General features: G+C 71.3%; 23 protein-coding genes. 13 read left to right on the top strand and 10 right to left on the bottom strand.

Annotation, left to right across the window (positions count from 1 at the left end):
* Positions 1 to 2: 2 nt before the first annotated feature.
* The 3 genes from ACSQ2D_RS11705 to ACSQ2D_RS11695 all read right to left on the bottom strand — a co-directional run bounded on the left by ACSQ2D_RS11705 (position 3) and on the right by ACSQ2D_RS11695 (position 4,958).
* Entirely contained in the window at positions 3 to 1,019 is a 1,017-nt protein-coding gene (locus tag ACSQ2D_RS11705) for an alanine racemase (RefSeq protein ID WP_435986116.1), read from the bottom strand.
* Between the two features lie 6 nt (positions 1,020 to 1,025).
* Positions 1,026 to 2,144, bottom strand: coding sequence for a lipid II:glycine glycyltransferase FemX (locus tag ACSQ2D_RS11700; RefSeq protein WP_435986115.1), 1,119 nt, complete (start codon positions 2,142 to 2,144; stop codon positions 1,026 to 1,028).
* A gap of 120 nt (positions 2,145 to 2,264) precedes the next feature.
* Positions 2,265 to 4,958: an MGH1-like glycoside hydrolase domain-containing protein gene (locus ACSQ2D_RS11695; RefSeq protein ID WP_435986114.1), complete on the bottom strand. Its 2,694-nt coding sequence runs from the start codon at positions 4,956 to 4,958 to the stop codon at positions 2,265 to 2,267.
* An 82-nt stretch (positions 4,959 to 5,040) separates the two neighbouring features.
* Between ACSQ2D_RS11695 and ACSQ2D_RS11690 the strand changes: the two genes are divergently transcribed.
* The 6 genes from ACSQ2D_RS11690 to ACSQ2D_RS11665 all read left to right on the top strand — a co-directional run bounded on the left by ACSQ2D_RS11690 (position 5,041) and on the right by ACSQ2D_RS11665 (position 12,001).
* Positions 5,041 to 6,171: a MerR family transcriptional regulator gene (locus ACSQ2D_RS11690; RefSeq protein WP_435986113.1), complete on the top strand. Its 1,131-nt coding sequence runs from the start codon at positions 5,041 to 5,043 to the stop codon at positions 6,169 to 6,171.
* Between the two features lie 346 nt (positions 6,172 to 6,517).
* Positions 6,518 to 8,116, top strand: a complete 1,599-nt coding sequence (locus ACSQ2D_RS11685) for an ABC-F family ATP-binding cassette domain-containing protein (RefSeq protein WP_435986112.1) — start codon at positions 6,518 to 6,520, stop codon at positions 8,114 to 8,116.
* 45 nt (positions 8,117 to 8,161) lie between these two features.
* Positions 8,162 to 8,875, top strand: a complete 714-nt coding sequence (locus ACSQ2D_RS11680) for a hypothetical protein (RefSeq protein ID WP_435986111.1) — start codon at positions 8,162 to 8,164, stop codon at positions 8,873 to 8,875.
* 90 nt (positions 8,876 to 8,965) lie between these two features.
* Complete coding sequence (locus tag ACSQ2D_RS11675; RefSeq protein ID WP_435986110.1) at positions 8,966 to 9,166, top strand: hypothetical protein; 201 nt, start codon at positions 8,966 to 8,968, stop codon at positions 9,164 to 9,166.
* A gap of 40 nt (positions 9,167 to 9,206) precedes the next feature.
* Positions 9,207 to 9,980 carry an enoyl-CoA hydratase/isomerase family protein gene (locus ACSQ2D_RS11670; protein WP_435986109.1) on the top strand — a complete coding sequence of 258 codons (774 nt, stop codon included), beginning with the start codon at positions 9,207 to 9,209 and terminating at the stop codon, positions 9,978 to 9,980.
* A 98-nt stretch (positions 9,981 to 10,078) separates the two neighbouring features.
* Positions 10,079 to 12,001, top strand: a complete 1,923-nt coding sequence (locus ACSQ2D_RS11665) for an ABC transporter ATP-binding protein (protein WP_435987851.1) — start codon at positions 10,079 to 10,081, stop codon at positions 11,999 to 12,001.
* 15 nt (positions 12,002 to 12,016) lie between these two features.
* Here ACSQ2D_RS11665 and ACSQ2D_RS11660 read toward each other — a convergent pair whose 3' ends face one another.
* The 3 genes from ACSQ2D_RS11660 to ACSQ2D_RS11650 form a co-directional block, all read right to left on the bottom strand.
* Positions 12,017 to 12,577, bottom strand: a complete 561-nt coding sequence (locus ACSQ2D_RS11660) for a hypothetical protein (RefSeq protein ID WP_435986108.1) — start codon at positions 12,575 to 12,577, stop codon at positions 12,017 to 12,019.
* Positions 12,578 to 12,596: 19 nt separating this feature from the next.
* Entirely contained in the window at positions 12,597 to 12,962 is a 366-nt protein-coding gene (locus tag ACSQ2D_RS11655; protein ID WP_435986107.1) for a VOC family protein, read from the bottom strand.
* 72 nt (positions 12,963 to 13,034) lie between these two features.
* Positions 13,035 to 13,835, bottom strand: a complete 801-nt coding sequence (locus ACSQ2D_RS11650; protein ID WP_435986106.1) for an SURF1 family cytochrome oxidase biogenesis protein — start codon at positions 13,833 to 13,835, stop codon at positions 13,035 to 13,037.
* Between the two features lie 152 nt (positions 13,836 to 13,987).
* Between ACSQ2D_RS11650 and ACSQ2D_RS11645 the strand changes: the two genes are divergently transcribed.
* Positions 13,988 to 15,175 carry a zinc-dependent alcohol dehydrogenase gene (locus ACSQ2D_RS11645; protein WP_435986105.1) on the top strand — a complete coding sequence of 396 codons (1,188 nt, stop codon included), beginning with the start codon at positions 13,988 to 13,990 and terminating at the stop codon, positions 15,173 to 15,175.
* Between the two features lie 180 nt (positions 15,176 to 15,355).
* On the opposite strand, the gene ACSQ2D_RS11640 is transcribed toward ACSQ2D_RS11645, so the two are convergent.
* On the bottom strand, positions 15,356 to 16,120 hold the full coding sequence (locus ACSQ2D_RS11640) for a class I SAM-dependent methyltransferase (RefSeq protein ID WP_435986104.1): 765 nt from the start codon (positions 16,118 to 16,120) through the stop codon (positions 15,356 to 15,358).
* A gap of 137 nt (positions 16,121 to 16,257) precedes the next feature.
* Entirely contained in the window at positions 16,258 to 16,971 is a 714-nt protein-coding gene (locus ACSQ2D_RS11635) for a GAF and ANTAR domain-containing protein (protein WP_435986103.1), read from the bottom strand.
* 318 nt (positions 16,972 to 17,289) lie between these two features.
* Between ACSQ2D_RS11635 and ACSQ2D_RS11630 the strand changes: the two genes are divergently transcribed.
* The 3 genes from ACSQ2D_RS11630 to ACSQ2D_RS11620 all read left to right on the top strand — a co-directional run bounded on the left by ACSQ2D_RS11630 (position 17,290) and on the right by ACSQ2D_RS11620 (position 19,887).
* On the top strand, positions 17,290 to 18,090 hold the full coding sequence (locus ACSQ2D_RS11630) for a GAF and ANTAR domain-containing protein (protein WP_435986102.1): 801 nt from the start codon (positions 17,290 to 17,292) through the stop codon (positions 18,088 to 18,090).
* Positions 18,091 to 18,373: 283 nt separating this feature from the next.
* The gene (moaA, locus tag ACSQ2D_RS11625; protein WP_435986101.1) at positions 18,374 to 19,396 is read left to right on the top strand and encodes a GTP 3',8-cyclase MoaA; all 1,023 of its coding nucleotides are present in this window, start codon (positions 18,374 to 18,376) and stop codon (positions 19,394 to 19,396) included.
* A gap of 98 nt (positions 19,397 to 19,494) precedes the next feature.
* Positions 19,495 to 19,887, top strand: coding sequence for a DUF1272 domain-containing protein (locus tag ACSQ2D_RS11620; RefSeq protein ID WP_435986100.1), 393 nt, complete (start codon positions 19,495 to 19,497; stop codon positions 19,885 to 19,887).
* 24 nt (positions 19,888 to 19,911) lie between these two features.
* Here ACSQ2D_RS11620 and ACSQ2D_RS11615 read toward each other — a convergent pair whose 3' ends face one another.
* Positions 19,912 to 20,160: a hypothetical protein gene (locus tag ACSQ2D_RS11615; RefSeq protein WP_435986099.1), complete on the bottom strand. Its 249-nt coding sequence runs from the start codon at positions 20,158 to 20,160 to the stop codon at positions 19,912 to 19,914.
* Positions 20,157 to 20,447: a DUF3099 domain-containing protein gene (locus ACSQ2D_RS11610; protein ID WP_435986098.1), complete on the bottom strand. Its 291-nt coding sequence runs from the start codon at positions 20,445 to 20,447 to the stop codon at positions 20,157 to 20,159. The genes ACSQ2D_RS11615 and ACSQ2D_RS11610 overlap by 4 nt, the downstream gene beginning before the upstream one ends.
* Before the next feature lie 119 nt (positions 20,448 to 20,566).
* Between ACSQ2D_RS11610 and ACSQ2D_RS11605 the strand changes: the two genes are divergently transcribed.
* The 3 genes from ACSQ2D_RS11605 (at position 20,567) to ACSQ2D_RS11595 (ending at position 24,430) form a co-directional block, all read left to right on the top strand.
* Positions 20,567 to 21,286 (top strand): beta-ketoacyl-ACP reductase, encoded by a 720-nt coding sequence (locus ACSQ2D_RS11605; RefSeq protein ID WP_435986097.1) that lies wholly within the window; start codon positions 20,567 to 20,569, stop codon positions 21,284 to 21,286.
* 81 nt (positions 21,287 to 21,367) lie between these two features.
* On the top strand, positions 21,368 to 22,129 hold the full coding sequence (gene fabI / locus ACSQ2D_RS11600) for an enoyl-ACP reductase FabI (protein WP_435986096.1): 762 nt from the start codon (positions 21,368 to 21,370) through the stop codon (positions 22,127 to 22,129).
* 39 nt (positions 22,130 to 22,168) lie between these two features.
* Positions 22,169 to 24,430, top strand: a complete 2,262-nt coding sequence (locus ACSQ2D_RS11595; RefSeq protein ID WP_435986095.1) for a tetratricopeptide repeat protein — start codon at positions 22,169 to 22,171, stop codon at positions 24,428 to 24,430.
* Positions 24,431 to 24,605: the final 175 nt, after the last annotated feature.

Genomic DNA, 24,605 nt, shown 5'->3' with positions numbered 1-24,605 from the left:
TCTCAGGAGACGACGACGGCGTCCGGGGTGGTGGTCGTCAGGCGCATCCGGACCGGGACCTCGTCGCCGATCCGTGGGGGAGCGACGCCGGCCGGCAGCACGAGGAGGCTGCACTGCATGTGCGGCGGTTCCGCGAAGCGCGGCATGACCCCCGACACCGTGAAGGGCGAACGCACCCGGTGCGCGGCCTCGAGCACGCCCTCGGTGACGGCGATGGCACGTGAGCGCGCGGTGGCGGCCGACGACGGGCTCTCCATCGCGACCCCGTGCGACGTGCCGCCGCTGACGACGACGAGGTGGCCCGCGCCGACGGCGCGCTGTCGGTAGCCGACCCGCGTACCCTTGGCGACGGGTCGCACGTCGAGCACGTGGGCGCGCACCTCGTAGGAGCCCTTGTCGGCGTACCAGAGGTCCGTGCCGATGCGGGGCCGGAACTCGTGCTCCGGGAACCGCGCTGCGAGAGTGGCGAGCTCGGCCGCGGACACGTGGGAGACGAACCACGTGCGGACCCAGGGCACGGCGGCGATGAAACGCGAGATCTCCTCGACGTGGCCCGTCCCGAGCGGCAGGTGCAGGGTGACCCCGACCGCGTCGGCGACTCCGGCCAGGTCGGCGACGTCCGCGACGGGTGTGCCGTAACGGTTCATCGACGTCAGGCCCTCGACGACGACCCGCGCGTCGGCGAGCACCTCGCGAAGGCTCGCCAGGTCGGACCCGGTCGTCACCGTGTGGACGACGCGCCGGTTCGCCAGGTCGGGCAGGTGGGCGTGGACGGCGGCACGGAAGGGCTCCATGACGAGCACGTCACCGCCGAACGCGCCCAGGGCAGAGGGTAGCTCGGCGTAGGCGCCGATCGCGACCATCGGCACCCCGAGTCGGGCGGCCTCGGCGCAGAGCAGGTCACGGCCGAAGCCGTAGCCGTTGCCCTTGATGACGGGGACGACGCCGGAGTGGTCGGCGACGAAACGGTCGTGGGCGGCGCGCCAGCGCTCACCGTCGACGTGGAGGACGAAGGACACGTCCGATCACCGCCGCTTCATGTAGAGGTCGAAAGCCTTGTAGAGCAAGCGGTTCAGCGGCAGGTCCCACTCGCCGGCCAGTCGCACGGCCTCGCCGCCCGTGCCGACCTTGAAGCGGATGAGACCGATGTGCGGGTTGGCCTCGTCGACCGTGTTGGTGATGCCGCGCAGGTCGTAGACGCTCGCGCCGGCGGCGATGGAGTCCTGCATCATCCGCCACTGGATGGCCGTCGAGCCCTGCAGCTCGCGCTTGGCCGACGTCGACGCGCCGTAGGAGTACCAGGCGTGCTCGCCGACCCGGATGAAGATCGTCGCGGCGAGCACGTCGCCCTCGTGCTCGGCGAGGTAGACGCGGATCCGATCGGGATCCTCCGCCGAGAGGGCGGCGTACATCGTCTCGAAGTAGGCGAGCCCGCGCGGGGTGAAGCGGTCGCGCTCGGCGGTCTCGACGTAGGTGCGGTGGAAGGCCGGCAGGTCGGACGCGTCTCCGACGCGGACCTCGACGCCGTTCTTCGCGGTCTTCTTGATGTTGCGGCGCCACAGCTGGTTCATGCCGGCGAGCACGTCGGCCTCGGTGCGGCCCGCGAGCGGCACCTGGAAGACGTACTCCGGCTGGCCGGCCGCGAAGCCGTCGTCGGGGCTGAGGTGCCTGAAGCCCAGCCGCCGGAGCTCGGCGACGACGGCCGTGCCCACCGGCTCGACGACGTCGGGCGTCGCGTCGTCGTAGCGACGGACGGCCGGGTCGCCGATGGCTGCCTTGATCGTGGCGGTGCGCCAGCGGTGCGTCGCGACGGGTGGCCCGAGCCGCAGCGCGAAGGCGCCCTCGGCCTTGAGGTGGTCGCGCAGCGCGCGGAGCAGCTCGACGAGCCGCGGTGAGGCCCAGTCGATGCAGGGGCCCTCGGGCACGTAGGCCAGCGAGCGCTTGATGCGGGGCAGCGAGCGGTGCAGCACGAGTGCGGCGCCGACCATCTCCTCGCCCTCGAACCAGCCGACCGACTGGGCGCGCCACTCCTTCTTGACGTCGGCCCAGGCCGGCGTCTGGAGGAAGCTCGCCGAGGGCTGGGACCGCAGCCAGGCGAGGTGCTCGGCTGCGGTGATGTCACGAACGGAGATGGGCGCGTTCACGCTGGCTCACGCTACCCGAGCGCGACGGGTGACCCGACACGCCTCGCCCGCCGGACGGCATACGCCATCGGCCGACCCGCCGGCACGAGCCGGACCGACCGAGGACGTATGCCGGGTCGCTCAGGCCCAGCCCATGGTGCGTGGGTCGGGGGGCAGCCGCGGGTTGAGCAGGTGGGCGACGAGGGCCGTCCACCCGGTCTGGTGCGTCGCGCCGAGGCCCTCGCCGGTGTCGCCGTCGAAGTACTCCGAGAAGGTGGGGTGCGCCGACCACAGCGGGTCGGGCGAGGACTCGATGCGCTTGCCGTCGGACGGACGACGGCCGTCGACGGGACGGAAGAGCGCCGTGAGGCCCCCGTCGATGACGTCGGCCGCCTCGTCGAGCGTGCGCCAGTCGCCCGAGCCGGTCGGGATCTCGATGCGGAAGTCGTCACCGAAGTAGCGGCCGTAGGTGCGCAGCTTGTCGGCGAGGAGCACGTTCGTGGGGAACCACACGGGCCCGCGCCAGTTGGAGTTGCCGCCGAACATGCCGGTGCGCGACTCGCCGGGCTCGTACTCGATCGAGACGGTCTCGTTGCCGAGGGTCGCCGTGACGGCCTGGCGCGTCGCGGCCGACAGCGAGCGAATCCCGTAGGGGGACAGGAACTCCTCCGTGTCGAACATCCGCTCGAGGATGCGGCGCAGTCGCTTGGGCGGCACGAGGGTCAGCAGCATCTTGCCGTCGTCGCGGGCCAGCATGGGCTTGACGAGCTCGGGCCGGCGCTCCTGGAGCCACTGGAAGCGGCTCGTCACGTCGGGGCACTCGTCGACGACCCACGACGGGATCTCCGTCGCGCCGAGGATCGGCAGGAGGCCGACCATCGACCGCACCCGCATGTGCGGTGCGCGCCCGTCGGGCTGGACGAGCACGTCGTAGTAGAAGCCGTCCTCCTCGTGCCACAGGCTCTTGTCGCTCGAGCCGAAGTGGCGCATCGCCTGCGCGATGGAGAGGAAGTGCTCGAGGAACTTCGTCGCCACGTCGTCCCACGCCTTGTCGGTGCGGGCCAGCTCGAGGGCGATCTTGAGCATCTGCTGGCAGTAGAAGGCCATCCAGCTCGTCGCGTCGGACTGCTCGAGCCGGAAGCCGGGCGGCAGGGGAGCGGAGCGGTTGAAGAGGCCGATGTTGTCCATCCCGAGGAAGCCGCCCTCGAAGAGGTTGGAGCCGTTGGCGTCCTTGCGGTTGACCCACCACGCGAAGTTGAGCAGCAGCTTGGTGAAGACGCGCACGAGGAACTCACGGTCGCGGTAGCCGTCGATCCGGTAGACGTGCCAGGCCGCCCACGCGTGGACCGGCGGGTTGACGTCGCCGAACGCCCACTCGTACGCCGGCAGCTGGCCGTTGGGGTGCATGGCCCACTCGCGGCACATGAGGACCAGCTGCTCCTTGGCGAACTCCGGGTCGACGTGGGCGAGCGGGATGGTGTGGAAGGCGAGGTCCCACGCGGCGAACCACGGGTACTCCCACTCGTCGGGCATCGAGATGACGTCGGCGAGCGCGAGGTGCTTCCAGTGCTCGTTGCGGCCCTTCTTCCGCGACTCGGCGACGGCCGGGCCGACGGGGTCGCCGTTCGCCCACTGGCGCACGTCGTAGCGGTAGAGCTGCTTGCCCCACAGGAGGCCGGCGTAGGCGCGGCGCGCGACGTGCCGGTCGGCCTCGTCGAGGGAGGCGTCGATGACGTGGCCGTAGAACTCGTCGGCCTCGGCGGACCGGGCGCCGAGCACGTCCTCGAAGTCGTCGCCGAACCACTCGAGCCCGGGGTCACCGGGAGCGAGGCGCAGGTCGACGGTGACGGTCTCGCCGGGCCCGACGGAGTCGAAGCGGTACCAGAAGGAGCACTTGCTGCCGTAGCCGCCGGGGTTGACCGCCTGCGTGCGGCCGTGGACGACCCGCTCGTTGATCGAGTCCTTCGGGTAGAGCGACTGGTTGGCGGGGGCGTGGTCGCCGAAGACGTGCCTGGCGTTGGTCTCGTTGTCGCAGAAGAGGGTCGTCGGCGAGCCGGACGCGGCGAGGACGTAGCGGCCGAGGAAGCCGTGGGTCACCTCGGCGGCGCGGTAGCCGCGTGGCGGTCGGCCGTTGCGACGGATCTCGCGCAGCTCGGTGACCCGGTCGTCGACGCCCCAGCTCCACGTGTTGCGCAGCCAGATCGTCGGCAGCACGTGCAGCGGCGCTGCGGCCGGCCCGTGGTTGGTCGCCGAGATCCGGATGCACATGTCGTCGGGCCCGGCCTTGGCGTACGTCATCGTGACGTCGAAGAACTCGTGGCTGTCGAGGATGCCGGTGTCGCCGAGCTCGAACTCCCGCTCGTCACGGGTGCGCTCGCGGTTCTCACGGCGCAGCTGCTCGTAGGGGAACTCGGCCTGCGGGTAGCGGTAGAGCCACTGCATCCACGAGTGCGTCGGCGTGCCGTCGAGGGCCCACCAGTACTCCTTGGCGTCCTCTCCGTGGTTGCCCTCCTCGTTGGTCAGGCCGAAGAGGCGCTCCTTGAGGATCGGGTCCTTGCCGTTCCAGAGGGCGACGGAGAAGTTGAGGAAGCCGAAGCGGTCGCTGATGCCACCGAGCCCGTCCTCGCCCCAGCGGTAGGCGCGCGACACGGCCTGGTCGAAGGGGAACTCGGACCACGCGTTGCCCTCGGCCGAGTAGTCCTCGCGGACCGTGCCCCACTGCCGGCCGGAGAGGTAGGGGCCCCAGAGGCGCCACGGGGCGTCGTGGCCGGGGGAGTCGATGAGCCGCGCGTGCTCCGCACTGAGCGGTTCACCCGGGGGCAGGGGGCTGTTCATGGAGGACATCGTGCTGCATCGATGTGTCGACGTCGTTACGGGTCTTGACCTTCGACCCGGTCGAGGGCCCAGTCTTCTCGTCATGCCCGCCACCCCCGTGCCAGCTGCCGACGACGCCGACGACGCCGACCGCCTCCTGACGATCGGCGAGGTCGCCCGTCAGAGCGGCCTCACCGCCAGCGCGCTGCGCTTCTACGACCGCGAGGACGTCCTCGTCCCCGCCGACGTCGACGCCCTGACGGGCTACCGGAGGTATGCCGTCGCGCAGGTCCGCGCCGCGCGCCTGCTCGCCTCGCTGCGCCGGGTCGGCATGCCGCTCGCCGAGGTCGCGCTCGTGCTCGACGAGGATGCGCGGGGTGCGTCCGGCGCTGCCGCGGACGTCGTCACCGCCCACGAGCAGCGCCTCGTCGACGGCCTGGCGGACGCCCGGCGCGAGATCGTGCGTACGCTGGCGCTCCTCGCCGAGCGCGACCTCGCGGGGACGGAGGCCTGCCGGGTCGGGGTCCGCGCCGGCGACCTGGCCGCGGCCCTGGCGGCCGTCCGGTTCGCCGTGGCGCCCGGGGAGCCCGTCGCGGGCGCCCCCGACGGGGTGGACCTGCGCGTGCTGACGGGGATCCTCGTCGAGGTGTGCGGCGCCGAGGTGCGGTGCGTCGCGACCGACCGCTACCGCCTCGCCGTCGGGTGGGCCATCGTGCTCGGTCCACCCGCGGCCTCGCCGGACGAGCCGGTGGCCGCGGTCGTCCCGGTCGGCTGGGCCGACCGGGTGGCCGCGGCGTGCGCCGCCCTCGCCGTGGACGCCGAGGTCGTGCTCGAGCTGCGCCCGGGTCGGTCGGTCGCGCTCGTGGACGGTGAGCTGCTCGCGACCCCGGTGCTCCCGGGCTCGTTCCCCGACTACCGGAGCATCGTCGCCGAGGACCCCGGCCGGGGTGCGGTCGACGCCGGGGGACTCCAGGCCCTCCTGCCGGTGGAGCGGCAGACCGTCGGGCTCGTCGTCCGTGACGGCTCGGTCCACGTCGCCGAGACGTCCGGTGCGGGCACGGACGGCGTCGCCGACGTCCTCGTCGACCCGGAGTTCCTCCACGAGGCGCTCGCCGTCGCCGGTGCCCGGCCGACGCTCGTCCTCGACGGTCCCCACCGCCCCCTCGCCATCCGCGGGGACGGTGCCGGCTTCTCCGTCCTCATGCCGGTCGCGCCCGAGACCTCGCGTCGGTGAGCGTCCTCGTCCACCTGTGCCGAGGCTGCGGTCACCAGCAGGCGTGGCACGAGTCCGGCAACGGCGGCTACACGCCGTGCCGGTGCTGTCTGGCCGGGACGGCGGACCCCCACCCCACGCCGACCCTGCTGCCGACGGTGACCTCGCCCGGCGGCATACGCGAGCCCTTGTGGGAGCCCGGCACCCGGCGCAACGTCGGCACGATGCACGCGACGACGACGTGTGGCTGTGACGCCTGCCACGAGGCCGCCGCGCGGATAAGGCGTCGAGAGCACCCCTCCGCGGCTCCTAGACTGGAGGGGTTGTCCGGCCGCTGACGTAGTGCGGCACCGATAGGAGGAATGCCGTGATCGTCGCCACCGGGATCGAGCTGCGTGCTGGCGCGCGCCTGCTCGTCGAGGACGCCAGCTTCAGGATCGACGCGGGCGACCGCATCGGTCTCGTCGGCCGCAACGGTGCCGGCAAGACGACCCTGACCAAGGTGCTCGCGGGCGAGGGCCAGCCGGCCGCCGGCACGGTGACCCGCACGGGCGCCGTCGGCTACCTGCCGCAGGACCCGCGCACGGGTGACCTCGACATGCTCGCCCGTGACCGCATCCTCTCTGCGCGCGGCCTCGACGAGATCGTGCGCCGGCGATCCGAGGCCGAGGCCCGGATGGGCAGTGACGACGAGCTGGTCCGTGACAAGGCGATGCGCGCCTACACGCGGCTCGAGGCGGAGTTCGAGGCGCAGGGCGGGTATGCCGCCGAGTCCGAGGCCGCGTCCATCGCCAGCGCCCTCAACCTCGAGGAGCGCATCCTCGGCCAGCCGCTCGGCACCCTGTCGGGTGGCCAGCGCCGCCGCGTCGAGCTGTCGCGGATCCTCTTCTCCGGCAACGAGACCCTGCTCCTCGACGAGCCGACCAACCACCTCGACGCCGACTCGATCATCTGGCTGAGGGAGTACCTCCGCGCCTACAAGGGCGGGCTCATCATCATCAGCCACGACGCCGAGATGCTCGATGCCGTCGTCAACAAGGTCTACCACCTCGACGCGAACCGCTCGGCCCTCGACGTCTACAACGTCAGCTGGAAGACCTACCTCCAGGCGCGCGAGACGGACGAGAAGCGTCGGCGCCGCGAGCTGCAGAACGCCCAGAAGAAGGCCGGCGCGCTCATGGCGCAGGCCGACAAGATGCGGGCCAAGGCCACGAAGGCCACGGCTGCCCAGAACATGGCCAAGCGTGCCGAGCGGCTCCTCGCGGGCGTCGAGGGCGAGCGGGTCCAGGACAAGGTGGCCAAGCTCCGCTTCCCCAAGCCGGCCGCCTGCGGCAAGACGCCCCTGCGCGCGTCCGGGCTCTCCCGCTCGTACGGCTCGCTCGAGGTCTTCACCGACGTCGACCTCGCCATCGACCGCGGCAGCAAGGTCGTCGTGCTCGGGCTCAACGGTGCCGGCAAGACGACGCTGCTGCGGATGCTCGCCGGCGTCGACACCCCTGACACCGGCGAGGTCGAGCCCGGTCACGGGCTGCGCCTCGGCTACTACGCCCAGGAGCACGAGAACCTCGACGTCGGTCGCACGGTCCTCGAGAACATGAAGTCGGCCGCGCCCGAGCTCGGCGAGACCGAGGTGCGCAAGGTGCTCGGCTCCTTCCTGTTCTCCGGCGACGACGTGCACAAGCCCGCCGGGGTGCTCTCGGGTGGTGAGAAGACCCGTCTGTCGCTCGCCCTCCTCGTCGTCTCGGCGGCCAACGTGCTGCTCCTCGACGAGCCCACCAACAACCTCGACCCGGCCTCCCGCGCCGAGATCCTCGGGGCGCTGTCGACCTTCGAGGGTGCCGTCGTGCTCGTCACGCACGACGAAGGAGCCGTCGAGGCGCTCGAGCCCGAGCGCATCCTGCTGCTGCCCGACGGCGTCGAGGACCTCTGGGGACCGGACTACCTCGACCTCATCTCGCTCGCCTGAGCCTGTCGGCGCTCGTGGCAGGGCGCCACTGGCTACGTTGGCGCCATGACATCGAGCGCGCGGCGACGGCGACGTCGTGAGCCGCAGTCGAGCGCCGGCGAGAACCGTCTGTGGCCGGCGCTCGCGGTCGTCGTGGCGGCGCTGGCGTATGCCGTGCTGCCCGAGAGCCTGCTCGTCGGCCCCCGCCTCGCCATCCCGGTCATCGAGCTGGTGCTGCTCGGTGCGCTGGTCGTCACCAACCCGCGGCGCCTCGTGCGGCAGACGCGCTGGTCGCGCGGCATCTCCATCGCCCTCGCCTGCCTCGTCATCGCGACGAACCTCGTGGCGCTCGGCATGCTCGTGCGCAGCCTCACCTCGTCCGAGCCGGGCGGGATGCCCCTGCTGCTCGCCGGGATGCAGGTGTGGCTGACCAACGTCATCGGCTTCGGCCTGCTCTTCTGGGAGATCGACCGTGGCGGTCCGGTCGCCCGCCACACGGTGGTGCGCGACCGGCTGCCGCCGGCCGACTGGCGGTTCTCGCAGGACGAGAACCAGGACGCCGTCACCGAGGTGGCCGCCACCTCGAGCGAGCGGAGCAACTGGCGACCTGAGCTCGTCGACTACCTCTACGTGTCGCTGACGAACTCCAGCGCGTTCAGTCCCACCGACACGATGCCGCTGTCGGCGCGGGCCAAGGCGCTCATGGGCCTCGAGGCGACCGCCGCGCTGCTCACGTCGCTGCTCGTCGTGGCCCGTGCGGTCGGGGCCCTGGGGCAGTGAGGGCGGCGACCGGCATACATAAGCAAATAGTTGGGCTCACCTAATGGACGGTTATTGTATCTGGGTGGGTCGCTCGGGACACTGTGTGTCATGCCCACCGACCACCACCTCACCTGCCCGTTCTGCTCGGGCGAGGACCTGACGCCGTTCCCGGACCCCACGTCCGCGTGGTCGTGCCTGGACTGTGCCCGGGTCTTCCGGGTCGAGCTGGTCCAGCCGGCATCGGTCACGGGGTGGGGCATCCTGCGCGTCGTCTCGCCGACCACTGTCGGTCATGCGGTCGCGGCCTGAGCCCGGTGCCACCACGGTGACCCGCGGGTAACCTGCGTCCATGACGCATCCCCACCTCCGGGTCGAGACCGACGGGCCCGTCCGCACGCTGACGCTCGACCACCCGGAGAAGCGCAACGCGCAGACCCCCTCGCTGTGGGCCGCGCTCGCCGACGAGGCACGCTCCCTCCCCGAGGACGTACGCGTCGTCGTCCTCCGCGGGGCCGGGGACGCCTTCTCCGCCGGCATCGACACCGCCATGTTCACGCCCGAGGGCGTGCCCGGGGAGGAGAGCGTGGCCCAGCTCGCCGCGGGAGGTCCCGAGGCCGTCCAGCGGGGGATCGCGGCCTACCAGGAGGGCTTCACCGCCTGGGCCGAGTGCCCGGCCGTCGTCGTCGCGCAGGTGCACGGCTACGCCATCGGCGCCGGCTTCCAGCTCGCGCTGGCGGCCGACCTGCGCGTCGCCGCGCTCGACGCGTGGTTCGCCATGCGCGAGACGAGCCTCGGCCTGGTGCCCGACCTCGGCGGCACCGGTCCGCTCGTGCACCTCGTCGGCTACGCCCGCGCCCTCGAGATCTGCGCGACGGGGCGCAAGATCTCGGCGCCCGAGGCGCACGGCATCGGCCTGGTCGGCACGCTCGCGCCCGCGGCAGACCTCGACGAGGCGACGGGGTCGCTCCTCGAGGCGCTCCTCGCCGCCCCGGCACCCGCCCTGCGCGCGCTCAAGCCGCTGCTGCGCGGGGCGATGGACGGCGACCGCGACCGACAGCTCGCCCGCGAGCGGGAGGCCCAGACCGGGCTGCTCCAGACGATGCTCGGCGGCTTCGGCGCCTGAGTCCGGCCGCGGCTCGCGGCTGATCCGGGGGCCCGGGGGAATCGCTGTCGGTCCCTCGCGGTTGGATCAAGGGACTGAAGGAGGTCTGTGCCGTGGGCATGCAGCCGTGGATGGCGATGCGATCGATGTCGCGCGACTCGTCGGTGGCCGAGCGGAGCCTGTCGCCGGGCACCCGTCGCCGCGTCCTGACGTACGCCGCGCCCTACCGCCGGGCGATCATCGCGTTCCTCGCGGTCGTCGTCCTCGACTCGGTCCTCGTCGTCACGGTGCCGCTCCTGCTCAAGAGCCTCGTCGACGACGGCGTCATCCCCAAGGACTCGTCCGTCGTCGTGCGGCTCTCGCTCGTCGTCGCGGCCATCGCCATCGTCGACGCCGTGCTGACCGTCATCTCCAGGTGGTACTCCTCGCGCATCGGCGAGGGGCTCATCAACGACCTCCGCACCCAGGTCTTCGGGCACGTCCTGCGCCAGCCGATCGCGTTCTTCACCCGGGCCCAGACCGGCTCGCTCGTCTCCCGGCTCAACAACGACGTCGTCGGCGCCCAGCAGGCCTTCACGTCGGTGCTGTCCAACGTCGTCTCCAACGTCGTGTCGGTCGTGCTCGTCATCGCGGCCATGCTGGCCCTGTCGTGGCAGCTGACGCTCGGGTCACTGCTCCTCGTGCCCCTCTTCCTCGTCCCGGCCAAGCTCATGGGCAAGCGGCTCGCGACCCTCGCGCACCGTCAGATGACGCTCAACGCCGACATGGGCACCCGGATGACCGAGCGCTTCAACGTTGCCGGGGCCCTGCTCGTCAAGCTCTTCGGCACGCCCTCCCGCGAGCAGGCCGAGTACGCCGAGCGCGCCGGACGCGTCCGCGACATCGGCATCCAGATCGCGCTCAACCGGACGATCTTCATGGCCGCCCTGACCCTCGTCGCCGCTCTCGCGACCGCGATGGTCTACGGCTTCGGCGGTGTCATGGCGGTCAACGGCACGCTCTCGGTCGGCACGCTGCTCGCGCTCGCCGCGCTCCTGGCCCGCCTCTACGGCCCGCTCACGTCGCTGTCCAACGTGCGGGTCGACATCATGACCGCGCTGATCTCCTTCGAGCGCGTCTTCGAGGTGCTCGACCTCGAGCCGCTCGTCAAGGAGCGCGCCGGCGCCGTCGACCTGCCCGACGGGCCGCTCGGGGTCGAGCTCGACCACGTGGGGTTCCGCTACCCGTCGGCCGACGAGGTGTCGCTCGCCTCGCTCGAGTCCGTGGCGTCGGGGGACCGGCGCGGCAGCGGCGTCGTGCTCCGCGACATCACCGTCAGCGCTCCTGCGGGCCACCTCGTCGCGCTCGTCGGGCCCTCGGGCGCCGGCAAGACGACCCTGACCTCGCTCGTGTCCCGGCTCTACGACCCGAGCGAGGGCACGGTGCGCATCGGTGGCGTCGACCTGCGTGACGTCACGATGACCTCGCTGCGCGACCGCGTCGGCGTCGTGACCCAGGAGGCCCACCTCTTCCACGACACGATCCGGGCCAACCTCCTCTACGCCCGTCCCGACGCCACCGACGACGAGATCCACGCCGCCCTGCGGGCCGCCCAGATCAGCGACCTCGTCGCCGAGCTGCCCGAGGGCCTCGACACCGTCGTCGGCGACCGCGGCCACCGGCTCAGCGGCGGCGAGAAGCAGCGCCTCGCCATCGCGCGGCTGCTGCTCAAGGCACCCGACGTCGTCGTGCTCGACGAGGCCACCGCCCACCTCGACTCCGAGTCCGAGGTCGCCGTGCAGCGCGCCCTCGACGCCGCGCTCGAGGGCCGCACCTCGATCGTCATCGCCCACCGGCTCTCGACGATCCGCCAGGCCGACCTCATCGTCGTGCTCGACCACGGCCGCGTCGTCGAGACCGGGCGGCACTCCGAGCTGCTCGCGGCCGGCGGCCTCTACGCAGACCTCCACGCGACGCAGTTCGACGACCAGACCGTCGAGCGTCCGGGTCGTGCCGACCGCGAGCTCACGTCGCTGGAGCGTGACGCGCTCGACCACGTCTGAGCGCCGGCGCCCGGGTCAGGCGACGTCGGCCAGCCGCTCCTCGAGCCCGGCAGCGAGGCCGGCCACGGTCGCGAGGTCGACGAGACCGCCGAGGCTCCGGGCCGCGAGCCGGTGACGCACCGGACCGAGCCGGAGCCGGAGGTGGACCCGCGTCCGGTCGTCGCCGGCGGGTCGTAGTCGCAGGCACCAGGTGAGCTGCATGTGGCCCCTCGTGGAGGCGAAGAGCAGGTGCGAGGCCGCCTCGAGCTCCACGACCGTGAAGGTCGCGTCCGCGCCGCCCCAGTCGGGGATGACGTCGCCGACGGCGAGCCCCTGCAGGGTCGGCTCGAGGTGGCGCAGGGCCCGCCGCGCCCGCGGGACGGCACGCTCCACGACCCGTGGGAGGTACCACCCGGCGCGGAGCCGACCGAGCTGGACGAGCCACGGCCAGACCGACCCTGGAGCGCCCGAGACGGTGAAGGCCCGGTCCATGACGACGTCGGCGGCCACGAGGGCGTCACCCGGTAGGCGGGCGTGCCGTTCGGAGCCCGTCGGGCGGGCTAACAGCCGGCTGGTCGCGGAGTCGCCGGTCGTCATGGTCGCCCCGTCGTCCCGTTCATCGCGAGAGCTGCTGGAGCGCCCACGTGTTGCCGTCCGGGTCGCTGAGGTGTGCGTACTTGACGCCGCCCATGTCCTGGACCTCGGAGACCTCGATCCCGTTGCTGCTGAGCATCGCCCGCGCCTCGACGATGTCGTCGACGACGAGGTGCAGGTTCTGCACGCGGGGCGCGTCGGGTGCGCTCATCCCGACCCCGATGACGATGGAGCAGCTCGACCCCGGCGGCGTCAGCTGCACGACGCGCATACCATTGCCCGGCTCGACGTCGTGGTCGAGGACGAATCCCATGCCCTCGGCGTAGAAGGCCAGGCTGGCGTCGACGTCGGTGGTCGGGAGGGGGACGAGCTCAAGACGCATGTCCATGTGGGGTGACTCCTCGGTGTGGTCGGACGTCGACCTTCTCACCTGCACCGGTGCCGGCGGGGGAGGGCCGGCTCAGGCGTCCTCCTCGTCCCAGATGCGCACCTTCTTCGGCTTGGCTGGTGCCGCGTCGGGACCGGCGGTCTCGGCACGCTGGGCGGCTGCCTCGCGCCGGACGGCGAAGAAGATGAAGATGAGTCCGCCGGGCATGAAGAGCCACCACTGGTAGGCGTACGCCTGGTGGGGTCCCAGGTCCTCCTCGGGGCGTGGGAGCAGGCGCAGCGGGTGCTCTCCCGCGGTGGCCGTCGGCTGCTGCGCGCCGAGGACGACGTAGGCGTCCACCGGGCTCAGCGCGGGCACCTGCGTCCGGGCGTCGGCGACGTTGATGCTCGCCATCTGGGGCCGAGGAAGGTCGCGACCGAGGCTCACCTCACCCGTGCGCAGCCAGCCGGTGACCTGCACCGGGCCCGTGGGCGGCGGGTCGACGGGCGGGCTCGTCTCGGCGTCGTCCGCGTTGGGCACCCAGCCCCGGTCGACGAGGAGCGTCAGGTCACCCGTCCGCATCGGTGTCAGCACCTCGAAGCCGACCGTCGCGTCGAGCGTCCGGTTGCGGACGAGCAGGTCGGTGCCGACGGCATACGTCCCCGTCAGGGTGACCCGGGTCCACTGCTGCTCAGCCGGGATCGGGGACTCGACGAGGCCGGGAGCGAAGGGGACAGGTGCTGCGCCGTAGTTGCGCGCGATGGCGTCGACCTTGGTCCGCTGCTCGACATGACGGTGCCACTGCCACAGGCCGAGGTAGAAGCAGGCGACCCCGAAGAGGACCGCGACGAGGGTCCAGAGCAGCCAGCGCCGCGTCAGCCAGAGTCGAAGCACGGATCGACGGTACCCGGCACGACGACGGACCCGGCTACCGGTCCGTCCCTGACCTGCGGTGACGTCACGTCTGGGTCCTGGACGTGCGGGTTCGGACGGGAAGGTCCGGGGTACGGCCCACGTAACCGACGCATCCTCCGAAGGAGACCCCGATGAGAGCAGTCACCTGGCAAGGAAAGGGAGATGTGCGGGTCGAGACCGTGCCTGATCCCGTCATCGAGCAGCCCACTGACGCGATCATCCGGGTGACGACCACCAACATCTGCGGATCGGACCTGCACCTCTACGAGCCGCTCGCCGCCTTCATGACCCCGGGTGACATCCTGGGGCACGAGCCGATGGGTGTCGTCGAGGCCGTGGGTGCCGACTGCGGGGATCTCCGCGTGGGAGATCGCGTCTCGATCCCGTTCCAGATCTCCTGCGGTTCCTGCTGGATGTGCGACCAGCACCTGTACACACAGTGCGAGACCACTCAGATCCGCGAGCACGGTACTGGCGCAGCGCTCTTCGGCTTCTCCAAGCTCTACGGGTCGGTCCCTGGTGGGCAGGCGCAGTACCTTCGGGTCCCTCAGGCCCAGTTCACCCACACCAAGCTTCCGGAAGGGCCGCCGGACGATCGCTTCGCGTACCTGTCGGACATCCTGCCGACCGCCTGGCAGGGCGTGGAGTACGCCGACGTGCCTGACGGCGGCACCATCGTCGTGCTCGGGCTCGGCCCCGTCGGTGACTTCGCCTGCAGGATCAGCACGCTGAAGGGCTACCGGGTCATCGGCGTCGACCGGGTCTCGGACCGTCTGCGTCGGGTCGAGGCCCGCGGTGTGGAGGTGCTCGACCTCGACGAGCACCAGGACGACCTCGGTGACGTGATCCGTGAGATGACCGGAGGGCGCGGTCCCGACTCGGTGCTGGACGCGGTCGGCATGGAGGCACACGGCTCGCCCGTCACGACCGTCGTGCAGAAGGCGGTGGGACTGCTGCCATCGGCTGTCGCGGGACCCCTGCAGGAGGTGGCCGGAGTCGATCGTCTCGGCGCCCTCTACTCGGCCATCGACATCGTGCGCCGCGGAGGCACGATCTCACTCACCGGCGTCTACGGGGGCGCGGCCGACCCGATCCCCATGTTGACCCTCTTCGACAAGCAGGTGCAGCTGCGGATGGGCCAGTGCAACGTCAAGCGCTGGGTCGAGGAGATCATGCCGCTCCTCTCGGATGAGGACCCGCTGGGCGTCGACACGTTCGCGACCCATCGACTCACCCTCGACGAGGCGCCCGAGGCCTACAAGGCCTTCCAGGAGAAGCGGGACGGACACGTCAAGGTGCAGCTGAAGCCCTGGGCATGACGGACTGAAGGAGCGACCGGCAGGTCGATGCTGGTGCTGGTGGCGCTCGCGTTCCCAGCCCGGCGCGTGCCTCCGCTGCCTCATTGGCGGTGACGAGAGCCGTTCTTCTGCAGAGCAGTTCGGAGCCGCGGCCGTCGACGTGAAGCGCACACCGGCTGACGCAAGCGGCGTCGCCGCGGCTCAGGTCGGCAGCGTGCGAGCCGACCACACGTACGTGCCGCCCCGCGCCACGACCAGCCCGTCGTGCTCATCGATGATGCGCCACAGGTCCCGCTGCAAGGCGGCCAGACGGTCTGGGCCCAGACGTTGGTGGTCGCTGAACGTTCCCACCATCCCGGTCCAGTCCGCGCCGTCGAACTCGCGGACCCACCGGTAGGTGCGCGTCTCTCCCGGCGTCAGCGACGGGACGTCACGGAAGGGGTCCGCGTCCTCGAGACCGCTCGGGTCCTGTCCCACGACGGCCAGGCCAGGTGCATGCACCCGGTAGGCGGCACGAAACCGGGTGAGCACGGAGTCGTCGAGCACGTGGTAGTTCCAGAACAGCGCGATGGTGCCGCCCGGGCGGAGAAGAGACGCCGCCTTGGGGCCGCCGACGAGCGGGTCGATCCACTGCCACGCGTGACCGCAGGTGACCAGATCGAACGTCTGGCCCTGGCTGTCCCAGCTCTCGAACGAGGCGACGTCCACCTCCAGACCATGCGAGCGCGCCACCGCCGCCATTCGGTCGTCCGGCTCCACACCGACAACGCGGAAACCACGGGAGGCGATCGCCGCCGCCACCTTGCCGGTACCGCACCCGACGTCCAGCGTGCTCGAGGGACGGGCGGCGAGCAGATCGTCGATCAGCGCGTCGGGATAGCCCGAGCGAAACCGGTCATAGGCCTGCGCCGCCGGGCCGAACGACTCCGCGCGTCCCCGGTCCTGGTGAATCCCCTCCAACGGCACACCCCGATGCTGCCACGGCGAAGCGTGCTGCACCGCGGAGAGGACTCAGGGCTTCGGTCGACGCCGTCGCCCGTGTTCGGTCCGGGCAGGCAAGGCCACAGGAGCTCGTCCGGCAGGGCCGCGTCGGAAGCGGACGTTCAGCCGTCCAACGGGCGCGACCGGAAACTGGAACGGACGATCAGCCGCGCGACGGCCACGACCGACACTCCGGCACGTTCAGCGGCACCGTGGAGCTTGCTGTCGGCTTCGTCGGGCGAGATGCCCTGCTGGACCGCCAGGATGCCGGCCGCTCGGCTGATGGTGTCGAGGTCCTCGATGCGTGCCGGGGTCTCAGCCGCTCTGTCCCGGGTGGCGAAGGGCAGATCGGCGTTGTGCACCGCGCCCGGAGCCCAGGCACCGAAGATCTCAGCCAGTCGCTTCTCGCGACCGCTGAAGGTATCGGTCCCGGCGCCGTACACGTTGATGCCAGCCGTGACGGTCTCGCCCGTCAGGATCGGGAGAGACAGCGTGCTGTGGACTCCAGCGGTGGCGCTGGCCCGGGCGAAGGTGTGCCAGCGCTGTTCGTCGAACAGATGCTCCTCGTCCGTCAGCACGGGCTCGCCGGCACTGACCGCATCCACGCAGGGACCGCCGTCGATGAACTGGACGGCGTCGAGCGAGGACACGGTCTCGGACGTCGCCACGTAGGTGAAGGTGACACCTTGGCGGACGAGGCCGAGGCTGAACCCCACGATCCCGGGGACCGCTGCAACGACCATCGCCGCGATCTCCGTCAGGTCGTCCTGCAACGCCGAGTCGCCGTACTGGCCGAGTCGCTCGAGTGCGAGCCGCGTCTCTGGGATCGGTTCCATGCTCTTGTGTTACCCAATGATCTCGCCCACCCGAACCCGCGGTACCCCGACAACGGACGGTCGACGTCGTGAGCCGGCCCATGCGTGCGGGAGGGCCCGCGAGCCCTGTCGGAGCAACAACGACGTCCGACTGGACCTCGGCCGGTTCCCAACGGTGGTCAGGCTCTCGCGAGAGGAGCCGCCGCCGGAGGAGCGTAGAGTCAGTGATGCAGCGACACATGGTCACCAGCCGCGGTCCCAGAGCATCAGGGGCCAGTCAGAGAGCGGGGATCGCCGGTGTTGCCCTCCCGGGCGCGAACACACCGACGAAGGATGGCCATGGACGAGCAGTACAGCGAGATGGGACTCGACCCCGGCGTCGAGTACCTACGCGACGTTGCCGAAGGGTTCGCCCAGCTCGGCAGGCGCGTGGAGGACGAGGGCGGACACGACCCCTTCCAGGCCATCACCAGCGTCGCCTGCGAACGCGTGCAAGGAGCCGTGGGTGCCAGCATCACGACCCTGCGGTACGGCGAGTTCCTGACCGTGGCGGCGACGGACGAGCGCGTACGACGTGCCGACGCCATCCAGTTCGAGCTGGGCTCCGGACCGTGCCTCGATGCCATCGTCACGTCAACGATGTACAGCCCGTGCGATCTGCGGACCGACGACCGCTGGCCGGCCTACGGCCGACGGGTGGCCGACGAGCTCGGCCTCCACAGCATGCTGTCCTACAGGATGCTGTTGCCCTCCACCGGTACCGTCGCGGGCCTCAACCTCTATGCCGAGGCTCAGGGTGCGTTCACCGAACGCGACACCATGATCGGTCTGCTCCTTGCGACCCACGGCGCGCTGGTCGCGACAGCTGCCTTCTACGACCGCCACGTGCAGAACCTCGAGCGTGCACTTCGGAGCAACCGAGGGATCGGAACGGCGATGGGAGTGCTCATGGCCAACCACAAGGTCACCGAGGACCAGGCCTTCGACCTGCTGCGGATCACCAGCCAGAACACCAACCGCAAGATCGTCGACCTTGCGCACGAGGTCGTGCAGACCGGCGCCCTCGACGTGACGCCGCACCAGCGCCCGCTGGTGGCCGTCAGCCCGCCGGACAGCCTGACGAGTCGACCGCTGCCGTAGCGGGCTTGCAGTGCGGGCCGCTTTGGTGGCTGCGATACGGGGTCATCGGCCCTGAGGTGCAAGGCACTCATCAGGCACGCAGGTCGCACGAGGGCAGTGGCGCCATTCCGGCGTGATGAGCTCGGGCCGTCCGCAACCCGTCCGCAGGAGGTCCAGAAACGACCCGCCCCTGCCATCCTGACGAAGCACCCAGACGACACATCACCGCAGTTCAGAGGGCTGGGACAACATCGGCAGCATGAGCAGATCGGTTCGCTGCAGGACCCGGCCTAGAGTGGAGCCCATGACCCGCCTTCCCGACCCGAGCGTCCGACCGGCAGGGCTGGCCGACCAGTTCGGGCGCCGGGCCCGCGACCTCCGAGTGTCGGTCACCGACCGCTGCAACCTGCGCTGCACCTACTGCATGCCCGCCGAGGGACTGCCGTGGATGCCCAAGGCGGAGATGCTGACCGACGAGGAGATGCTGCGGATCATCGGTGTCTTCGTGCGCGACGGGATCACGCAGGTGCGCCTCACGGGCGGCGAGCCGCTCCTGCGCCGCTCGCTCGTCGACCTGGTCGCGGGCATCGCCGCGCTCGAGCCGCGTCCCAAGATCGCGATGACGACGAACGGTGTCGGCCTCGAGCGCGTCGCCATCGGGCTCAAGGAGGCCGGCCTCGACCGGGTGAACGTCAGCCTCGACACCATCGACTCGGACACCTTCACGCAGCTGACCCGCCGCGACCGCCTCGCCGACGTCGAGGCAGGCCTCAAGGCCGCCGCGGACGCGGGACTGACGCCGGTCAAGGTCAACGCCGTCGCGATGCGCGGCATCAACGACGACTCCGTCGCCGACGTCCTCGCCTGGTGCCTCGAGCGCGGCTACGAGCTGCGCTTCATCGAGCAGATGCCGCTCGACGCCCAGCACGCCTGGGACCGCACGCAGATGATCTCCGCCGACGAGATCCGCGAGCGACTGTCGCAGCGCTGGGAGCTGACGCCGCTGCCGGCCGCAGACCGGGGGAGTGCGCCGGCCGAGCGCTTCCTCATCGACGGCGGACCCGAGACGGTCGGCATCATCGCCAGCGTCAGCGCACCGTTCTGCGCGGCCTGCGACCGCACGCGGCTCACGGCCGACGGGCAGGTGCGCAACTGCCTCTTCTCGACGACCGAGACCGACCTGCGGGGGCCCCTCCGGGAGGGCGCCACCGACGACGAGCTGCTCGGCCTCATGCGGGGCGAGATGTGGCGCAAGCGCCGCGGCCACGGCATCGGCGACCCTGACTTCGTCCAGCCCGACCGACCCATGTCCGCCATCGGCGGCTGACCGCGGCTGCCCCCACCGAGGGTCCGGCCGACGTTAGCTCGGGCACGGGCGACGATCGACGGCGAGAGTCGTTCCGCGCATCCCGGTGACGGCAGCCGGTGACGTCTGGGTGGAGGTCAGCAGGGGCGTTGGGCGTGCGCGACGACCGAGGCTACGCTCCCGACGACGGGCTCGCACGTGGCGGGATCCGGCACGCGGGCTCTGACCCCTTCGTTTCCGGACCGCGAGATCGCTGCGACACTGTGGCGGTGCTGGAACTGCGCCCGAGCTGCGAGTGCTGCGACCGTGACCTGCCGCCCGAGTCGACGGAGGCGATGATCTGCACCTTCGAGTGCACGTGGTGCGCGCGGTGCGTCGTTGCCTGCCTGAGCGGCACGTGCCCGAACTGCGGTGGTGACCTGCAGCCCCGACCCGTTCGACCAGCCGCTCAGCTGGACGCCCATCCGGCCTCGACCCGGCGGGTGCTCCAGACGGGACTGCACCGCGACTGACCGGGGGTCCCGAGACCGTTGTGTTCAGCCGTCGGCGTCGGTGAGTGCCTCGACGGGGACGACCTCGATGAGGAAGCCACGCAGCGCCACGAAGTCGGCGAGGGACTTCTCGTGGTCGTCGCAGGCCAGCCACACCTTGCGCCGCTCAGGGGTGTGCAGCTTCGGGTTGTTCCAGATCACGGCGTGGACACCCGTGGCGCGGCAGCCCTTGGCGCTGCAGACGTGCTCGACCTCGGCGCCGCGGTCGGGCGACAGGGAGAGTGGGCCGTTCACTGCTCGAGGCGCTGCGTGTCGTCCCGGGGCACGACCGACTGGATGCTGCCCGGCTGGCGCGGGCTCACGGCGTTCGCGAGCACCACGGCGACGTAGGGGATGAAGACCGCGGCGAGCACGGCGGTCCAGCGGAGCCAGCCCGAGGTGACGAAGACCAGACCGAAGCACGCGATGCGGATGCCCATCATCGTGAGGTAGCGGCGGACCCGCTGGTCCTGGTCGTCCGTCGTGGACGTCGACGCCGAGGTGACGGAGTAGACGACCGGCTCGTTCTTGGCTCTTGGCACCCTTCAACCATAAGCCCGTCCCACGCGCGCGGCACCGTGCTGTCTACCCTTCGGTAGTCCGTTAGGTTTCGGGGCAAGGCAGCGACCCGGCAGTGGCCGGACGGACGGAGGAACGCACAGTGTCAACGACCGAGGCGCGCAACGTGCTCGTGACCGGAGGCAACCGCGGCATCGGCCTGGCGATCGCCAGGGCCTTCGCCGACGCGGGCGACAACGTCGTCATCACGCATCGTTCCGGTGAGCCGCCCGAGGGCCTCCGGGGCGTCATCTGCGAGGTCACCGACTCGGCCTCCGTCGACGCGGCCTTCACCGCAGCCGAGGAGATCTTCGGCGGCCCCGTCGAGGTGCTCGTCGCCAACGCCGGCATCACCCGCGACACCCTGCTCATGCGGATGAGCGACGACGAGTTCGACTCCGTCATCGACACGAACCTCGCCGGCGCCTTCCGGTGCGCCCGTCGCGCCGCCACGGGCATGATCCGCAAGCGCCGTGGCCGCATCGTGCTCATCAGCAGCGTCGTCGGTCTCTACGGCTCGCCCGGCCAGACCAACTACGCCGCGTCGAAGGCGGGCCTCGTCGGTCTCGCCCGTTCGATCTCACGCGAGCTCGGCGGCCGCGGCATCACCGCCAACGTCGTCGCGCCCGGCTTCATCGACACCGAGATGACGGCCGTGCTGCCCGACGAGCAGAAGAAGGCCTACCTCTCCAACATCCCCGCCGCCCGTTTCGCCACCCCGGGGGAGGTCGCGTCCGTCGTGCGCTTCGTCGCGAGCGACGACGCCGGCTACATCACCGGTGCGGTGATCCCCGTCGACGGCGGGCTCGGCATGGGGCACTGAGCCCACCCCACGGCATACGGTCGTATGCCGTCAGCCCCCTTGTGCAGCAAGCCTCCCCACCCACACGAGAAAGTCGCAGGCATGGGAATCCTCGAAGGCAAGAAGCTCCTCATCACCGGTGTCCTCATGGACAGCTCGATCGCGTTCCACGTCGCCAAGATCGCCCAGCAGGAGGGTGCGACGGTCATCCTCACCTCGTTCGGCCGGACGATGAAGATCACCCAGACCATCGCCAAGCGGCTGCCCGAGACGCCCGTCGTCATCGAGCTCGACGTCGCCGACCAGGAGCACCTCGACACCCTCGCCGACCGCCTGCGCGAGCACGTGGACAGCCTCGACGGGGTCCTGCACTCGATCGGCTTCGCCCCGCAGGGCGCCTTCAACTTCCTCGAGGGCACGTGGGAGGACGTCTCGACGGCCCTGCAGATCTCGGCGTACAGCCTCAAGTCGCTCGCCGTCGCGACCCTGCCGCTCATGTCCGAGGGCGGCAGCGTCGTCGGCCTGACCTTCGACGCGAAGTTCGCGTGGCCGGTCTACGACTGGATGGGCGTGGCCAAGGCCGCCTTCGAGTCGACGAACCGCTACCTCGCCCGTGACCTCGGCCCCAAGGACGTGCGCTGCAACCTCGTCGCGGCGGGCCCGATCCGCACGACGGCGGCCAAGTCCATCCCGGGCTTCGAGCAGTTCGAGCAGATCTGGGACGACCGCGCGCCGCTCGGCTGGGACGTCAACGACCCGGTACCCGCGGCGAAGGCCTGCGCGGCCCTGCTCTCCGACTGGTTCCCCGCCACGACCGGCGAGATCGTCCACGTCGACGGCGGCGTCCACGCGATGGGGCAGTGACCGCGCACGCCCACGGGTGCTCTCGCTAGAGTCCTGCCCATGCCTCACGCCGGGACCGAGTCCAGCCCCCTGACGACGACCGAGCCCGAGGTGGTGTCGCTGCCCGTCGACCAGGTCCGCGTCGACGAGGTCAGGGTGCTCGACGGGCCCAACCTCTACTTCGCCCGGCCCGCGATCAAGGTCATCCTGCACGTCCCCGGCTTCCTCGACCTCAAGCGCACCGACGCCGAGGCCCTGGCCCGCCGTCTGGGCATGCGCTCGGCCCGTCCCGGCAAGCGAGGCACCGCCCTGCGCCAGCGCTTCGTCATGCGTGTCATCCGCACCGTGACGCGTCGCGTCGGCACCGAGATCGGCGCCGGTCGCCTGGGCGTACGCGTCCGGGCAGGTCAGACCGTCGACGACGTCGTGCTCGCCTTCCCGTGGGTGCACCGCACGCGCGGCCGGGTCGCGGGGGAGCAGGTCGGCGCCGTCATGGCCGGGCTGCTCGACCCGTCCCGGCGGGCCGACGAGGTCATCGAGGAGGCCGCCGGGGTCATCCTGGCCGCGCCGGACGGTCCCGGCCCCAGCGTCCTGACCCCGACGGTTCCGGTCGCGTCCGTCACCGGCACCAACGGCAAGACGACGACGACCCGGCTCATGGCGCACATGTGCATGAGCGCCGGCCTCACGACGGCCTGGAGCTCGACCGACGGTGTCGTCGTCATGGGGGAGACGAAGGAGGAGGGGGACTTCTCCGGACCCGCCGGTGCGCGCGGCGTCCTCGAGACGCCCGGCCTCGAGATCGGCATCCTCGAGACCGCCCGCGGCGGCATGCTTCTCAAGGGCATGGGCGTCACGGCCAACGACGTCAGCGTCGTCACCAACGTCAGCGCCGACCACCTCGGGCTGCAGGGGATCGACACCCTCGACCAGCTGGCCGAGGTCAAGGCGATCGTCACCACCGTCACGAAGCCGCAGGGCTGGGTCGTCCTCAACGGCGACGACCCCCGCGTGTGGGCCATGCGCTTCGGCATCAAGGCCAAGCCGTGGGCCTTCAGCCTCGACCCCGCGTCTCCGGCGCTCTGGGAGTCGATCAACTCCGGCGGCCGCGGCATCACCGTCCTCGACGGCGAGATCGTCGTCCTGTCGCCCAACGGCGACCCGGACCGCCTGGTCAAGATCGTCGACGTCCCCATGACGCTGAGCGGCCTGTCCCGCAACAACATCGCCAACGCGGTGGCCGGTGCCGCCGCGGCTCTGGGCCTCGGTGTCCCGCGCTCGGCCGTCGTCGAGGGCCTGCGGACCTTCGCGCCCGACCCCGAGCACAACTGGGGCCGGCTCAACACGTACTCGCTGCCGCTGCCGAGCGGCGGCAAGGCCACCGTCATCATGGACATGGCCCACAACGAGGCCGGCCTCGAGGCCCTCCTCGACGTCGCCCGCGGTCTCGCCGCGCCCGGTGGGGCCGTGCGCCTCGGTCTCGGCTGCGCGGGTGACCGCGCCGACGAGGCGATCGTCGCGATGGGCGAGATCGCCGGTCGCGGCGCCGAGGAGGTCGTCCTCAAGGTGGCCCGTCACTACCTGCGCGGACGCGAGGCCGAGGACCTGCTCGGACTCTTCCGTGAGGGTCTGGCCAAGGTCGGTGTCCTCGACGTGCCCGGCTACGACACGGAGCTCGAGTCGTTCGAGGCCCTCGTGCCGCACGCGCTCGACGGCGACGTCATCGCCCTCATGTGCCACGCAGAGCGCACCGAGGTCGACGGCTGGATCCGTGCCCACGGCGGCAAGGTCGACGACGCGCGCTCGATCCGCCGCAAGGTCGTCGCCGCGCGTGGCGAGCACGAGCTCGAGGCCGACATCGCGGCCCTGTGGGAGGGCGACGACGAGCAGGCTCGGCTCGCCGCCGCCCAGGAGCTCGTCGACGGCCACCCGGGCGACCCACGCCTCGTCTTCGAGCTCGCCGGCGTCAAGGACGCGATGGGCGACGAGCAGGGCGCCATCGGTCTCTACGAGGAGGCCCTGGCGGGTGGGCTCCGCGAGCCGCACCGCCACCGCGCGCAGCTCCAGCTCGCCTCGAGCCTGCGCGTCGTGGGTCGGACCGCCGAGGCCCAGCACCTCGTCGCCGACGTGCTCGAGGCACGGCCGCACAACACGGCCGCGCTCATGCTGAGGGCGCTCGTGCAGGCCGACCTCGGCCAGGAGCGGCAGGCCGTCGCCGACCTCATCCGGGCCACGCTCGAGGCGACGACGGACGTCGACACCCAGGCCTACCGCCGGGCCCTGCGGGCCTACGCCGACGAGCTGGCCCCCGTCACCGACTGATCAGTCCACCGCGCTCCCATCGGCGCTGGCGGGCCTCCACAACTCCGCCCGGGCGGAGTTGTGGAGCACCGGCGGGTGTTTCGACTGCCATAAGTCCGCCGGGGCGGAGTTGTGGGGCGGGGGCCGGGGTGTTCGACCGCCAGAAGTCCGCCCGGGCGGAGTTGTGGAGGAGCGG

The organism is Terrabacter sp. LjRoot27 (assembly GCF_964254175.1).
GTDB lineage: Bacteria > Actinomycetota > Actinomycetes > Actinomycetales > Dermatophilaceae > Terrabacter.
The sequence above is the reverse complement of the archived record's forward strand: the minus strand, read 5'-3'. Positions and strand labels throughout refer to the sequence as shown.